This is a genomic window from Sphingobium sp. RAC03, from assembly GCF_001713415.1.
Lineage (GTDB): Bacteria > Pseudomonadota > Alphaproteobacteria > Sphingomonadales > Sphingomonadaceae > Sphingobium.
On sequence record NZ_CP016456.1, the window covers coordinates 755638 to 769887 of the forward strand.

The following is a 14250-nucleotide window of genomic DNA, read 5'->3' on the forward strand; positions in this document are numbered from 1 at the left end:
CCCGCCAAAAGGCTCTACGACGCCATTCCAATGTCCCCCATTACTTCCACCCCCGACCCGCAAGCGCTCTATATACATTGGCCCTTCTGCGTGTCGAAATGCCCCTATTGCGACTTCAACAGCCATGTTCGCGACGGCGTGGACATCGACGCCTGGCGCAGCGCGCTACTCGCCGACATGGCCTATGAGGCGTCGTTGACCGGCGGCCGTCCGCTCTCGTCGATCTTCTTCGGCGGCGGCACGCCTTCGCTGATGCCGCCCGCTTTGGTCGAAACACTCATCGCCGCCGCGCAGGATCATTGGGGTTTCACCCCCGATATCGAGATCACGCTGGAGGCCAATCCCAATTCGGTCGAGGCCGCGCGCTTTGCCGACCTGGCCGCCGCCGGGATCAACCGCGTCTCGCTAGGCCTGCAAGCGCTGGAGGATGAAGCGCTGCATTTCCTCGGCCGCGCGCATGATGTGGCCGAAGGGCTGGCCGCGCTCGCCACCGCGCAATCGGTGTTCGACCGGGTCAGTTTCGACCTCATCTACGCCCGCCCCGGTCAGAGCGAGGCCGACTGGCAGGCCGAACTCGCCCGCGCGCTGGCGTTCGGCACCGGGCACTTGTCGCTCTATCAGCTCACCATAGAGCCCGGCACCCGCTTCGCCACGCTCGTCGCGCAGGGCAAGCTGACCCCCGCCGATCCCGATCATGGCGCGACCCTCTATGAACTGACGCAGGCGATGACGGCGGCGGCGGGCATCCCCGCCTATGAGATCAGCAACCACGCCCGCGCCGGGCAGCAGAGCCGCCACAATCTCGTCTACTGGCGCTATGGCGACTATATCGGCATCGGCCCCGGCGCGCATGGACGGCGCGGCGGCATGGCGACGCAACGCCATCGCAAGCCCGAAAACTGGATCGGCGCGGTCGCGCGCAACGGCCATGGCAGCCAGAGCGAGGACGGGCTGGAGGGCGAAGACCGCGCCCGCGAAGCGCTGTTGATGGGCCTGCGCCTGCATGAAGGCGTGGATCTGGCCCGCATCGCGGCGCAATCGGGCGTGGCCCTATCGCGGCTGGTGGATGACCGCGCCATCGCGCAACTGACCGAGATCGACCTTCTCCGCCACCACGACACCCACCTGCAAGTCACCCCCGCAGGCCTGCTCCTGCTCGACGCGATCCTGCCGCAAGTGGTCGCGATTTAGAAACGGGACTGCCCCGCACCCCGTTCGTTTCGAGCGAAGTCGAGAAACCTGTGCGTGCCGTTTCTCGACTTCGCTCGAAACGAACGGGAGTCCCCTTACGGCTGCTCGGTCGGCGCAACCTTGGGCGCGGGCACCACATCCTTGCTCGTCATCGCAACGGCGGGCGGGCCTTTCTGGATCGCGGCGGCGAGCTTGTCGACGGGCGCGCACGCGCCCTTGCACAGCCCCTGCGCCTGCGTCAGCACTTCCTTGGCCCGCGCCACAGCGCCCTTTTCCACCATCGCCTCGCCCTGCCCTGCCAGCGCGACGACATCGGTCGGATCAAGCAATAGCGCTTCGCGATACAGACGGATCGCCTTGCCCTGCAAACCCTGCGCCCGCGCGACGGCGGCGAGTTCGACATAGGCGGCACGATTGCGCGGGTCGATCGCCAACGCGCTTTCCAGCGCATCGGTCGCGCCCTGCAAATTGCCCGCCTGGCGCGCGGTCTCGCCCGCTTTCTGCCATTCGACCGACGCCGGGCTGATCTGGCTGTCGGGGCGCTGGCTCAGGCCCATGCTCGACACGGTGGTCAGGACGAGCGCGAGGGCGATCGAGGCGGGGGTAAAACGCATGAGTATCTCCAGCCATGTTTCAGGCGCTGATTCAGGCACAGATTTTGACCAAGTCTCGCGATTTTGCGGGCGCTTGTCCATGGGCTGTTTTACGCGGCCGTCCGCCGCAGCCGGGCGAAGAAAAAGCCGTCCGTGCCGTCATGCCCCGGCGTCAGCAGCCAGCCCGCGCCATGCGCCCGGCCCAGCGGCAAGTCTATCGCTTCGGGCGTCCACCCGGCATGTCGGTGCAGGAAGGCGTCCACCTGGGCTTTCCCCTCACGATCGGTCAATGCGCAGGTGGCATAGACCAGCGCGCCCCCTGGTGCCAGCAAGGGCGCGGCGAAATCGAGGATGCGGGCCTGTTCCGCGACCAGCCGATCGAGCCGCGCCGCCGTCAACCGCCAGCGCGCTTCGGGATTGCGCCGCCAGGTGCCTGTGCCCGAACAGGGCGCATCGACCAGCACGACATCGGCTTTCCCGTTCAGGCTTCCGAGGCCCCGCGCCTCATGGCTCTGGTCCAGCAACAATGTCTCGATGAAGGTTGCCCCGGCCCGCTGCGCGCGCGGCCCCAGCCTTGCCAGCCGCGAGCGGATCGTGTCGGCGGCGATCAGCATCCCCTGCCCCGCCATCGCCGCGGCCAGCGCCAGCGTCTTGCCCCCCGCCCCGGCGCACATGTCCACGACCGTCATGCCGGGCTGCGCGCCGCAGGCCAGCGCGATCGCCTGGCTGCCAGCATCCTGAACTTCAACCAGGCCGTCCTTCCACGCCGCGTCCTTTTCGACTGGATAGCCTTCGGGCAGGCGCAACGCATCGGGCAGTGCCGCGATCGGCGCAGCGTCGGGGAACAAGGGCGCGACCGCCTCCGGAGCAGCCTTCATCCGATTGACTCGCAAGTCCACCGGCGCGCGGCCCAGCAAAGCGTCCTGCTCGACCGGCGCAGCGATCAGCGGCACCAGCCAATGTGGCACGCTTCCGGCTACCGCGCCGACCTCGCCCGGCTCGATCGGCAGTGGCGCGTGGGGCGATCCGTCGAACAAAGCGGCCAGCTCCGGCTGCTCATCCGCCAGCCCGATCATCGCCTCGCGACCCGTCTCCGGCCGCTCGCCCGCGCGGCGGATCGCGTCATAGACATGGTCGCGCACCGCCCGCCGGTCCCGCGACCCGGCATAGCGCCGCTCCTTGAAATAGCGCGCGATCAACGTATCCGCCGCCGGCCCCCCATCGCGCGCCGACGCAATGATGGCGTCGAGCAGATCGATCGCGGCCTGGATACGAGCAGAGGGGGTCATCAATACCTTCTCCCCTCCCTTTCAAGGGAGGGGTCGGGGGTGGGTGGCGAGCGTAGCGAGCCTAGCGCCCTGCCGATCGGGCCGAAGCGCCGCGGCGCGGCGCACCCACCCCTAACCCCTCCCTTAAAAGGGAGGGGGATTAAAACGCTTACCGCGTCGGATAATTGGGCGCTTCCCGCGTGATCGTCACATCATGGACATGGCTTTCGGACAGCCCGGCATTGGTGATCTGCACGAAGCGTGCGCGCTCCTGCAAATCCTTGATCGTCGCGCTGCCGGTATAGCCCATCGCCGCCTTCACGCCGCCGACCAGCTGGTGGATGACGTCCTTGGCTGGTCCCTTGAACGGCACCTGGCCTTCAATCCCTTCGGGCACCAGCTTCATCTGGTCCTTGATATCCGCCTGGAAATAGCGGTCGGCCGACCCGCGCGCCATCGCGCCGACGCTGCCCATGCCGCGATAGCTCTTATAAGCGCGGCCCTGATAGAGGAAGGTTTCGCCTGGCGCTTCGGCCGTGCCCGCCAGCAGCGATCCGACCATGACGCAACCCGCGCCCGCCGCCAGCGCCTTGGCGAGGTCGCCACTGGTGCGCAGCCCGCCATCGGCGATCACCGGCACGCCCTGCTTGGCGGCTTCCTCGGCCGAATCCATGACAGCGGTCAATTGCGGCACGCCCACGCCCGCGACGACGCGCGTGGTGCAGATCGACCCCGGCCCGATGCCGACCTTCACGCAATCCGCGCCCGCGCCGATCAGCGCCTTGGTCGCTTCGGCGGTGGCGACATTGCCCGCGACCACCTGGACATTGTTGGATAGGCGCTTGACCGCTTCGACCGCCGCCGACACCTGCTTGCTATGGCCATGGGCCGTGTCGATGACGATCAGGTCGCATTCCGCGTCGATCAGCGCGCGGCTGCGCTCCAGCCCCTTTTCGCCGACCGTGGTCGCCGCCGCGACGCGCAAGCGGCCGGTGCCGTCCTTGGTCGCCTGCGGATAGGTGACCGCCTTTTCGATATCCTTGACGGTGATCAGGCCGACGCAATGATAGGCCTCGTCCACCACCAGCAATTTTTCGATCCGGCGCTGGTGCAACAGCCGCTGCGCCTCTTCCTGCCCCACGCCGACCTTGACTGTCGCCAGATTATCCTTGGTCATCAATTCGCTGACTGGCTGGGCCGGGTTCTCGGCAAAGCGCGTGTCGCGGTGCGTCAATATGCCGACCAGCTTGCCGCTCGCTTCGACCACCGGAATGCCGCTGATCCGGTGCCGCTTCATCAGCATTTGCGCGTCCGCCAGCGTGGCGTTGGGCAGGATGGTGATGGGGTTGACGACCATGCCGCTTTCGAACCGCTTGACCGCGCGCACCGCGTCCGCCTGCTCCTCGACCGACAGGTTGCGATGCAGCACGCCGATGCCACCCAGCTGCGCCATGACGATCGCCATGTCCGCTTCGGTCACCGTATCCATCGCCGACGACAGGATCGGAATGTTCAGCTTGATCGCCTTGGTGACGAACGTGCTGGTGTCCGCCTGGCTTGGCAGCACATCGGATTCGCCGGGCTGCAACAGCACGTCGTCGAAGGTGAGGCCGAGGCGGATTTCCATGGAACAAGCCACTTTCTGCTGCGGGGTCTGCAGCAGACCCCAGGGGTTTTGTGGCGGCCCATGTAACCACTCCGCCCCGATACGGCCAGTCCCTTTGCGGGATTTATTGCGGGGCGGTGGGGTGGCTTGTGAGAGGGGTTTGGGGAGGACGGGAGGGGGCGGGTCGCGGACCGTCGGTAGCGGCCCATAGTCCTGCGACAGCGGGCACATATCCTAGCCGTCATGCCAACGCAGGCTGGCATCTCAGGCGGAGGCGTGAAACAGTCGGGCTTGGCACTGGTCGCAAAGCCATCGCGCCATCTCCTGAGACCCCAGCTTTCGCTGGGGTGACGCTAAGGGTGGATGGCGGACTGTCGGCTTACGAGAGCAACATCGCATGAACCGACATCGCCCATTTTTTGGGGTCTATACGATCAAGCATATGCGGTCGCAGATATGGTTAGCGAAAGGCTGGCAGAAGCATATTTTGTTCATCGAAAGAAAGTATCAGAGCGACGATGCGACAATCTAATCGACTATGGCTCGTAGCCGTCATGGCAGTAGCCTTTGCAACGCTTGCAGGATGTCAGCGGGCTGCCGAAGTGCGCTATCGCGTAACTGTAGAGGTCGATGATCGAGGTACTAAACGGTCTGGTTCGGCGGTCTGGTCCATTGCTGTAGCCAAGGCCATCCTTCCATTAGCAAGCCCCTATAATGCTCGATTTCGAGGTGAAGCGGTTAGGGTGGTAATTCCGGGCCGTGGCTATCTTTACGCTTTAGTGGCTGCAGATTCCGGGTATCCGGAAAATATCTTTGGCGATCGACGTAGAGCACCGTTAGGCGATCGCCTGATCAAACCCCGTTTCAAAGATCGCATGGATGACATTCGTCACATAAAGACGATGGTAGGTGCCACCGGCGATTTACAATGTGTAAACCCGGCATGGATCGGCCTAAGCTGCCCAAAAATGGTCCGATTTCGCGATCAAAACGATCCTAAAACAATCGAAATTGTCGACCCATCCGATCTTACCAATAGCTTTGGCTCAGGCACCCGTTTAACGCGCGTCTATGTAGAAATTACCGACGATCCAGTGACAGAAGGTATTGAACCGACGTTACCTAGCTTTGGGCCAGAGACTGGCTTTGACAACTGGTATCGTTCTTTGCCTTTCGGAGATCCGCGCCAGATATCAAAATGTGACTTCAAAAGCTGTCGCTAGGATCCAAACCCAATCAGCATCTTAAGAGGGGATGGTTTTCCTGATTCACTGGCGCGTGGATCAGGTGGAGTAAGGCATGGCGCCCTTGGTAACGCATATGTGCGAAACGCCAGAATGCCGCCTTCATATTTCTTCACGTTGAATATGCCAGCTATATGTGTCTGCTTCTGGGCAGCGCCGCAAGCGGCATAGACGGCAACAGATGGTCGTCCATTGCCATTCGCCCATTCGTCATGCGGGGCTTGACCCGGCATCTCGCTTTTCTTCGCGCAAAAAGCGGGATGCCTGGATCAAGTCCTGGGTGACGATTAAGGCGACGTCCCCCTTCGTCATCCTCCCCTGGCAGGGGAGGTGGCTGGCCGCAGGCCAGACGGAGGGGTGTCACGCTCTCAATAAGGTGACGCCCTTACACCGCTTCCAGTGTCCCTTTGCCGGATGCATTGCGCGACCCAGCGCGGCACTGGACAAGATCGCTACAAACCCGCAGCCCTACGCGTCAGCAACGCCAGTTCGCCAAACAACGCCTCATCCACCGCCTTGAAGTTAAAACAGGTCTTCCCCTGCCGCCGCTTCGCCAATGCAGGCGACACACTCTCCGACAAGGCCGCGTCGGTATAAAGCGGCATCAGATGATAGGCGACATAGCTTTTCTTGATCGTCACCGTGCCGAACCAGCCCGGCTGCCCGGTCTTGGGATCGACGGCGGCGGTGCGCACGACCAGATCGCCCGCCTCATCCTTGCCAACCACCTGCCCCGGCGCATTGTCCAGCATGACGGCGCGCAACCGCGCATGGATGTCATCGAACGCTTCCATGATCGCCCTCCCCCAATCGACACGAAAAAGGGCGCCACCTTGCGGCAGCGCCCTTATTTTCAAACCTTCACCGCTTACGCCCCGGCAGGAGACGGATCGCCGAACGGCCCCTTGCGCTTGCGCGTCTTGGGGATGGACGATCCGGCCGCCGGAATGACCGAAGGCTTGATTGTCGTCCCGTCGTCGCGGGTGATCTCGCCCTTGTCGAGCAGCGCCTTGATCTCGTCGCCGCTCAGCGTCTCATATTCGAGCAGCGCATTGGCCAGCAGGTGCAGTTGGTCCTCATGGCCGGTCAGCAATTCCTGCGCACGGGCATAGCCCTGCTCCACCAGCCCACGAATTTCCGCGTCGATCAGCTTGGCGGTCTCGTCCGACATATGGACGCGCTGGCTCTGCGAATAGCCAAGGAACGTCTCGCCCTGCTGCTCTTCATATTGCAGCGGCCCCAGCTTGTCGGACATGCCCCATTGGGTGACCATGTCGCGCGCCAGTTTGGTGGCATATTGGATGTCGCCCGACGCGCCGCTAGACACCTTGTCATAGCCGAAGATGATTTCCTCGGCGACGCGGCCACCCATGGCGACGGCCATATTCGCGTGCATCTTGTCGCGATGATAGCTGTAGCTGTCGCGTTCGGGCAGGCGCATCACCATGCCCAGCGCACGGCCGCGCGGGATGATCGTCGCCTTGTGGATCGGGTCCGACGCTGGTTCATGCACGGCGATGATCGCATGGCCCGCCTCATGATAGGCGGTCATCTTCTTCTCATCGTCGGTCATGACCATGGAGCGGCGCTCCGCACCCATCATCACCTTGTCCTTGGCCGATTCGAACTCGGACATGGCGACCAGTCGCTTGCCCCGCCGCGCCGCCATCAGCGCCGCTTCGTTGACCAGATTGGCGAGGTCCGCGCCGGAAAAGCCCGGCGTGCCGCGCGCGATCGTGCGCGGTTCGACGTCCGGTGCCAGCGGCACCTTCTTCATATGCACGGCCAGGATCTTCTCGCGCCCTTCGATATCGGGACGGGGCACCACGACCTGACGGTCGAAGCGGCCCGGCCGCAGCAGCGCGGGGTCCAGCACGTCGGGACGGTTGGTCGCCGCGACGATGATGATTCCTTCATTGGCCTCGAAACCATCCATCTCGACCAGCAGCTGGTTCAGCGTCTGCTCGCGCTCGTCATTGCCATTGCCAAGACCCGCGCCACGATGGCGACCGACCGCGTCAATTTCATCGATGAAGACGATGCAGGGCGCGTTCTTCTTGGCCTGTTCGAACATGTCGCGCACGCGGCTTGCGCCGACGCCGACGAACATTTCGACAAAGTCCGACCCCGAAATGGTGAAGAAAGGCACGCCCGCCTCGCCCGCGATCGCGCGCGCCAGCAGCGTCTTGCCCGTGCCAGGCGAACCGACCAGCAAAGCGCCCTTGGGAATCTTGCCGCCCAGGCGGGCGAATTTGGTGGGGTCTTTGAGGAACTCGACGATTTCCTCCAATTCCTCGCGCGCTTCATCGATGCCCGCGACGTCCTGGAAGGTGACCTTGCCATGCTTCTCGGTCAGCAGCTTGGCCTTGGACTTGCCAAAGCCCATTGCGCCGCCCGCGCCGCCACCCTTCTGCATCTGACGCAGCACGAAGAAAGCGATGCCCAGGATCAGCAGGAATGGCAGCGACTGATAGACGAGGATCATCCAGAAGCTCGGCTGCGCTTCGGCTTGCCCGGAATATTTGACACCATTCTGGTCGAGCAAGCCGGTCAGCGCCGGATCGGCCACCGGCAGCGTCGCGAAGCGATCGCCATTGGCGAGCGTTCCGGTGATCTTGTCCGGCGCGATGGCGACGTCCTTGACCTGGCCTTCCTGCACCTTGGCGCGGAATTCCGAATAGGCGATCTCGCTGCCAGCGGCCCCAGTCGGCCGTTCGAACATCGACACGAACAGCAGCAGGGCGACGATCACCCCGGCCCATATCATGGCGCTCTTGATCCAGGGATTGGTCTGCGGGTCTTTCTCGTCGTTCATCTGCACTCTCTTTCACCCGCCAAGATAGGGCGCGTCCGCAAAAGCGCAAGCGCGCCCGGCGTGCGCAAATAGCGATCAGATAGGTCGCGGTCCGATAGGCGGAAATGCGCGGCGGGGCGGGGCGGGATGCAAGGTCCAGACAGCCCCCCCGCTCAACAGCCAGTCGCCCAGACTTGCGCGCCCCCCCGCCTGCGCCGCGCCGATCGCCCGGTCGATCGTGTCGCCGCGCGGCATTGCTTCCACTCCGGCGCGGGTCAGCATCAGCAACAGCAACCGCCGCAGATATTCGCGCGGTAGGTCGGTGCAATCGAGCGTCCAGCCTTCGCCCTGCGCGCGCACATGCCGCGCCGCCAGGTCAGCGACGCTCCAGTCGAGCGCTGCCTCCGCTTCCGCGAGCGCCGCCGCACTGCGCCCCGCCGCCTGCACGTCCAGCCAGTCCACATCGGCCAAAGCCGACCGCAACGCCGCCCGGTCGAAGCGCGCATCGCTGTTCGACGGATCATCGACAAAGGGCTGAGCCTCGGCGCGCGCAAAGTCCAGCAACGCTGCCTTGCGCGCGCCCAGCAACGGCCGAATCACCCGCCCCGACCGCGCCCGAACCCCGGCCAGTCCCGCAACCCCCGACCCCCGGTTGAGCCGCATCAGCATCGTTTCGAGCTGATCGTCGGCATGGTGCGCGGTCATGATCCAGTCGATGCCCTGCGCCGCTCGCCACGTCTCGATCGCGGCATAGCGCTGCGCTCGTGCCCAGCCCTGGACATTGCCGCTGACCGGCGCATCGGGTGTTACGATGGCATGGGGAATAGCCTGCGTCGCGCACCAGCCCGCGACCATCGCCGCCTCATCAGCGGACGCCGCGCGCAGCCCATGGTCCATCGTCACCGCCGCGACCTGGCCTGCAAAGGCGCGCGCCGCCAGCGCCAATAATGCCATGCTGTCCGGCCCGCCCGACACGGCGACACCGAAACGCACCCCTTGCGTCTCTCCGATGATCGCCTGCGTCGCGGCGATCAGCCCAGCCTCGTTCAGCTGCACTTCGCCCTGGTGCGGCCCTGCGCCATCATCCCACGCAGGCTCGACGACAGGCTTTCGCCATAGACCTGCTCCAATTCCGCATAGACTTTGCAGGCATCGGCCGGTTTTTTCAGCTGGATCAGCGCTTCGCCAAGATAAGCCAGGCTGTCGGCCGCGCGATCGCCGCGCGGGCGCTTCTGATAATTTTCATAGAAAGCGACCGAGGCGAGTGCGGGCTTACCATCGTCCAGATAGGCGCGGCCGAGCAGATTGGCGGCGCGGCTGGCGACCGAAGCGGTGCCATATTTGTCCACCGTCGCCTTCAACTGCCCCTGCGCTTCGGGATAGAATTTGGCGTCCCAAAGGCGGAAACCATAAGTATAGGCGTCCTGCGCCGCGTCGCCCGTATCGGGCCGCTCGATCGCCGCGACCGCCGTCTTGCGCTCTTCGCTCGCGGGCGCAGCCGCCGCCGGTTTGGGCGCGGCAGGCTTCGCCGCGACGGGTGTCGGATCAGCCGCCACCGGCGCGGACACGGCCGGCCGAACCGCGACTGGCGCTTCGGCCGGGGCCAGACGCGCGTCGGTATCCGCCTTGTAGCGGTTGAACGCCTCTTCCAATTGCTTGAGCTTGAAGCTGTTTTCCTCGACCTGCCCCGTGATCGACGAAAGCTGCGATTCCAGCGCGCCCACCCGCGCGGTCAGGTCGGAAATCGGCGAGGAAGACGGCGATCCCGGCGCTATCGTCGGCGTCGTCGGCCGGGTGATCTGCGCCTCGATCGGGGTGCCAGCGGGAAACACCTTGCGCTGCACCGCGCGCATTTCCTTTTCCAGCCGGTCGACCCGGCCTTCCACCGTTTGCGCCGACACCGGCGGCGCGAGCGCCAGCAGCAACGGCGCGCTCCACGCCATGGCAGATGTCGCGAATAGGACGTGACGCATGATGTTCCCCGACTAACTCTTACGCTTTAACCATAAGCCGTTATTCCGCGCGGTAAAGCGCGACGTGCATGGTTATTCGGGCGTCGCCGCGCCGCTGCCCGATGGTGCCGCCGGAGCGGGCGGGGCGGCAGATGGCGTTGCCGCGCTCGTACCCGCATCCTCGGCCACAGGCTGGGCGACCGGACGCGCCACACGCCGTTGCACCGTCGGCCGGGGTGCGGGCGCAGCCGTCGCAGGCGCAGCCGCTTCCGCCGTGCCCCGCGCCAGCAACGCCTCGGCGCTGATCGGCACATCGGCAATGGTGCGATCGGCCGCGCCCAGCGGTGCCACCGCCTTGCCCCCGACCGTCACGGCCAGCGCCTGGGGACGTCCGGTCAGGATCATGGGATTACGCGCGGCGGCGGGCACGGCGAAACTCTCGCCCTTCTTCATCAGCCCGTCCTTCAACCGCTCGCCCGCCTCGTCATAGATGCGCAACCACACATCATCGACCGCGGTCAGCACGACGGGTTGTGCCGCAGGGGCTACCGCAGCCCCAGCCGCCGGACGCGCCGCCGCAGGCCGGGCCTCGTCCTGCGCCAAAATCTGTTCGCTCGAAGGCGGCGTCGCCATCTGCGCGCGCCAGATCACCCATCCCACCACCAGCAGGACCACGATCGCCGCCGCCGTCCAGGCCAGCGTGCGCGACGGCACCCGCGCGGGATCGGCCGGTTCGAACATCTCGTAGCGATTGGCGGTCATATCCGCGCCATGCACGCCCTGGCGCACTTGCGCGGCGATCGCCACTTCGTCCAGCCCCACGGCACGGGCATAGGCCCGCGCAAAGCCGACCGCATAGGGAATGCCGGGCAAGGCGGCATAATCGTCGCGCTCGACCGCTTCGAGCTGACGCTGGGCGATCCGGGTGCGTGTCGCAATGTCGGACAAGGACAGCCCCATCGCTTCGCGCGCGACGCGCAGCTTCGCGCCGGGTGTATCGGGCTGCGTATCCGGTACGCTACCTGCGCCCGGCTCCAATTCCATTTCGTCTGCCATGCTGCTCCGCGACCTTAGAGTGAGGCCTTGTCTCACTGTGGGACGGGCGTTGTCAACGGCGGCAAGCCCTTCTTGCCGCAGTTCGCCCCTTATCCCAGCTCGATATGCCGCTCAGCCGCCCATTGCGTCAGCCGCGCGCGAATGTTGCGTTCGCCACTATCGAGCAGCTCGCGCATCAACGCCTGCACTTCACTCGCATCGATCGCGCGGATCATCGCCTTGACCGGCCCGACCGACGCCGGGGTGATCGACAGCCGCCGGATACCAAGGCCGATCAGCGCCATTGCCTCCAGCGTCCGCCCGCCCATTTCGCCGCACACGCCCACGGGCACGCTATGCGCCTGGCATGTCCGCGCCACCCGGTCGAGGAAGCGCAGGATCGCGATGCTCAGCCAGTCATAGCGTTCGGCGAGCTTGGGATGGGCGCGGTCGGCCGCGAACAGAAATTGCGTCAGGTCGTTGGTCCCGATCGACAGGAAATCGACGCGCGGCAATAATATGTCCAGCACCTCGGCCAGCGCCGGGACTTCCAGCATCGCACCGTATCGCACCGCGATCGGCAGCTTCTTCTTGCGCGCCAGCAGCCATTCGCGCTGATGCTCGACCAGCGCGCGCGCTTCCTCATATTCCCACGGTTCCGACACCATCGGGAACATGACATAGAGGATCTTGCCCGCCGCGGCCTCCAGCAGCGCGCGCGCCTGCGCCTTCATCAATCCATCGCGATCCAGCGCCAGCCGCAGCGCGCGCCAGCCCATCGCCGGATTATCCTCATGCTCGTCATCCTCGCGCTGCATATAGGGCAGCGCCTTGTCCCCGCCGATGTCGACGGTGCGGAAGATGACGGGCCGGTCGCCGGCCGCGTCCAGCACATCCTTGTAGAGCCGCTGCTGCTTTTCACGCTGGGGCAAGGTGGCCGACACCAGGAACTGGAACTCGGTGCGGAACAGCCCGATGCCATCCGCCCCCACCATGTCGAGCGCCTGCGCATCCTCGCGCAGCCCCGCGTTGACCATCAGCTCCACCCGCTGCCCGTCGGCGGTGACCGATGGCAAATCGCGCATCGCGACGAACTCGGCGCGGCGCTTCTGCGTCACATGCAGCTTGTTCTCGAACGCCTCGTCCATGTCCGCGGTCGGGCGGATCAGCAGGCTGTTGGCGTTGACGTCCATCAGGATGAGGTCGCCCTCATTCACCAGATGGCGGATGTCGCGCACCCGGCCCAGCACCGGCACGCCCATGGCGCGCGCGACGATGGTGACATGCGCGGTCAGCGATCCTTCCTCCAGGATCACGCCCTTCAACCGCCGCCGGTCATATTCCAGCAATTCGGCCGGCCCCAGGTTGCGCGCGATCAATATCGCGTCCTGCCGCAACCCCATCTGCGCCGCCGTGCCTAACTGCCCTGACACGATCCGCAACAGCCGGTTGGCCAGATCCTCCAGATCATGCATCCGGTCGGACAGCAACGGATCGTCGATCTGCCGCATCCGCATCCGCGTGCGCTGCTGCACCCGCTCGATCGCCGCCTCGGCGGTCAGGCCGCTGTCGATCGCTTCATTGATCCGCCGCGTCCAGCCTTCGTCATAGGCGAACATCTTGTAGGTTTCCAACACCTCCTGATGCTCGCCCTCCATGCCGAACTCGGCCGCACCGGTCATCCGGTCGATCTGCTCGCGCATCTTGGCAAAGGCGGAGATGACACGCGCCCGCTCCGCCTCGGTATCTTCCGCGACGGTATGTTCGATATGCACGCGCGGCTGGTGGAACACCACATGCCCCCGCGCCATTCCCATCACCAGTTGCAACCCGTGCAGCAGCGTCGTGCCGGTATCGGTCACGCGCATCTCACTCTGCCCGTCATCGGCCAGTTCGGCATTGGCGATCAATTCCGACATCACCATCGCGACGGTCTGGAGCGCCTCTATCTCCACCTCTTCATATTTACGCGGATCGGCATGTTGCACGCACAATACGCCGATCGCCCGCTCGCGCCGCACGATCGGCACGCCCGCAAAGCTGTGGAACAATTCTTCCCCGGTTTCGGGCCGATAGGCGAAGTCGGGGTGCGACGCGGCTTCGTCCAGGTTCAGCGTCTCGACATTGGTGGCGATCAGGCCGACCAGCCCCTCGCCCATCGCCATGCGGGTGACATGCACCGCTTCCTGCTTCAACCCGCGCGTCGCGAACAGCTCCAGCACGCCCTCACGCACCAGATAGATGGAGCAGACCTCGCTCGACAGCGACTCGCCGATGACCTCCACCACCTTGTTCAATTTCGCCTGCGCGCTTGTGCGCGACGCCATCACCTCCTGCAGGCGGATCAGGATCTGGCGGGCGGCGGCGGCGGGGGTGCTGGGCATGGATATGCGCTACCAGATGCGCAGTCCGCTTTCCAAGGCGATTCATGCACTATTGATGACGGTTTCCGTTAACTATGGAACGGCGACCGGCATAAAATTGCAAAAATCACTGGGCGGCATTGCGGAAATGACGCGCTGCTTCGTCTGATGCAATGAAGTTTCCGTTTTCTGGAACAGAGGGGA

Annotated in this window: 12 protein-coding genes; 3 read left to right on the top strand and 9 right to left on the bottom strand. The window is 64.9% G+C overall.

Features of this window, described 5'->3' with window-relative positions; all coding sequences use genetic code 11:
- Positions 1–30 precede the first annotated feature (30 nt).
- Positions 31–1191, top strand: a complete 1161-nt coding sequence (gene hemW / locus BSY17_RS08190) for a radical SAM family heme chaperone HemW (RefSeq protein WP_069065143.1) — start codon at positions 31–33, stop codon at positions 1189–1191.
- 95 nt (positions 1192–1286) lie between these two features.
- Here hemW and BSY17_RS08195 read toward each other — a convergent pair whose 3' ends face one another.
- From BSY17_RS08195 to guaB, 3 genes are all read right to left on the bottom strand, one after another.
- On the bottom strand, positions 1287–1805 hold the full coding sequence (locus tag BSY17_RS08195; RefSeq protein ID WP_069065144.1) for a tetratricopeptide repeat protein: 519 nt from the start codon (positions 1803–1805) through the stop codon (positions 1287–1289).
- Positions 1806–1894: 89 nt separating this feature from the next.
- A complete protein-coding gene (locus BSY17_RS08200) occupies positions 1895–3073 on the bottom strand; it encodes an RsmB/NOP family class I SAM-dependent RNA methyltransferase (RefSeq protein WP_069065145.1) in 1179 nt (392 codons plus the stop codon).
- A gap of 148 nt (positions 3074–3221) precedes the next feature.
- Positions 3222–4679 carry an IMP dehydrogenase gene (guaB, locus tag BSY17_RS08205; RefSeq protein WP_037472637.1) on the bottom strand — a complete coding sequence of 486 codons (1458 nt, stop codon included), beginning with the start codon at positions 4677–4679 and terminating at the stop codon, positions 3222–3224.
- 533 nt (positions 4680–5212) lie between these two features.
- Between guaB and BSY17_RS21230 the strand changes: the two genes are divergently transcribed.
- Positions 5213–5881 (top strand): hypothetical protein, encoded by a 669-nt coding sequence (locus tag BSY17_RS21230; RefSeq protein ID WP_150125753.1) that lies wholly within the window; start codon positions 5213–5215, stop codon positions 5879–5881.
- A 473-nt stretch (positions 5882–6354) separates the two neighbouring features.
- Here the strand turns inward: BSY17_RS21230 and BSY17_RS08210 are convergent, their stop codons facing one another.
- The 6 genes from BSY17_RS08210 to ptsP form a co-directional block, all read right to left on the bottom strand.
- Positions 6355–6696, bottom strand: a complete 342-nt coding sequence (locus tag BSY17_RS08210; RefSeq protein WP_069065146.1) for a hypothetical protein — start codon at positions 6694–6696, stop codon at positions 6355–6357.
- Between the two features lie 74 nt (positions 6697–6770).
- On the bottom strand, positions 6771–8717 hold the full coding sequence (gene ftsH, locus BSY17_RS08215) for an ATP-dependent zinc metalloprotease FtsH (protein ID WP_069065147.1): 1947 nt from the start codon (positions 8715–8717) through the stop codon (positions 6771–6773).
- 75 nt (positions 8718–8792) lie between these two features.
- Positions 8793–9746 carry a tRNA lysidine(34) synthetase TilS gene (gene tilS, locus BSY17_RS08220; RefSeq protein WP_335681350.1) on the bottom strand — a complete coding sequence of 318 codons (954 nt, stop codon included), beginning with the start codon at positions 9744–9746 and terminating at the stop codon, positions 8793–8795.
- Positions 9743–10669 carry a hypothetical protein gene (locus BSY17_RS08225; RefSeq protein WP_069065149.1) on the bottom strand — a complete coding sequence of 309 codons (927 nt, stop codon included), beginning with the start codon at positions 10667–10669 and terminating at the stop codon, positions 9743–9745. Before BSY17_RS08225 ends, tilS begins: the two co-directional genes overlap by 4 nt.
- 72 nt (positions 10670–10741) lie before the next feature.
- Entirely contained in the window at positions 10742–11704 is a 963-nt protein-coding gene (locus tag BSY17_RS08230; protein ID WP_069065150.1) for a helix-turn-helix domain-containing protein, read from the bottom strand.
- Between the two features lie 89 nt (positions 11705–11793).
- The gene (gene ptsP, locus BSY17_RS08235; protein WP_069065151.1) at positions 11794–14067 is read right to left on the bottom strand and encodes a phosphoenolpyruvate--protein phosphotransferase; all 2274 of its coding nucleotides are present in this window, start codon (positions 14065–14067) and stop codon (positions 11794–11796) included.
- Between ptsP and BSY17_RS21530 the strand changes: the two genes are divergently transcribed.
- Positions 14066–14215, top strand: a complete 150-nt coding sequence (locus BSY17_RS21530; protein ID WP_171899207.1) for a hypothetical protein — start codon at positions 14066–14068, stop codon at positions 14213–14215. The two genes, ptsP and BSY17_RS21530, sit on opposite strands and share 2 nt — an antisense overlap.
- The last annotated feature ends 35 nt before the right edge of the window (positions 14216–14250 follow it).

Bases quoted from the DNA above. Each gene is read 5' to 3' on its own strand.
- hemW (WP_069065143.1), top strand. From the start codon at position 31: ATGTCCCCCATTACTTCCACCCCCGACCCGCAAGCGCTCTATATACAT.
- BSY17_RS08195 (WP_069065144.1), bottom strand. From the start codon at position 1,805: ATGCGTTTTACCCCCGCCTCGATCGCCCTCGCGCTCGTCCTGACCACC.
- BSY17_RS08200 (WP_069065145.1), bottom strand. From the start codon at position 3,073: ATGACCCCCTCTGCTCGTATCCAGGCCGCGATCGATCTGCTCGACGCC.
- guaB (WP_037472637.1), bottom strand. From the start codon at position 4,679: ATGGAAATCCGCCTCGGCCTCACCTTCGACGACGTGCTGTTGCAGCCC.
- BSY17_RS21230 (WP_150125753.1), top strand. From the start codon at position 5,213: ATGGCAGTAGCCTTTGCAACGCTTGCAGGATGTCAGCGGGCTGCCGAA.
- BSY17_RS08210 (WP_069065146.1), bottom strand. From the start codon at position 6,696: ATGGAAGCGTTCGATGACATCCATGCGCGGTTGCGCGCCGTCATGCTG.
- ftsH (WP_069065147.1), bottom strand. From the start codon at position 8,717: ATGAACGACGAGAAAGACCCGCAGACCAATCCCTGGATCAAGAGCGCC.
- BSY17_RS08225 (WP_069065149.1), bottom strand. From the start codon at position 10,669: ATGCGTCACGTCCTATTCGCGACATCTGCCATGGCGTGGAGCGCGCCG.
- BSY17_RS08230 (WP_069065150.1), bottom strand. From the start codon at position 11,704: ATGGCAGACGAAATGGAATTGGAGCCGGGCGCAGGTAGCGTACCGGAT.
- BSY17_RS21530 (WP_171899207.1), top strand. From the start codon at position 14,066: ATGGATATGCGCTACCAGATGCGCAGTCCGCTTTCCAAGGCGATTCAT.
- ptsP (WP_069065151.1), bottom strand. From the start codon at position 14,067: ATGCCCAGCACCCCCGCCGCCGCCGCCCGCCAGATCCTGATCCGCCTG.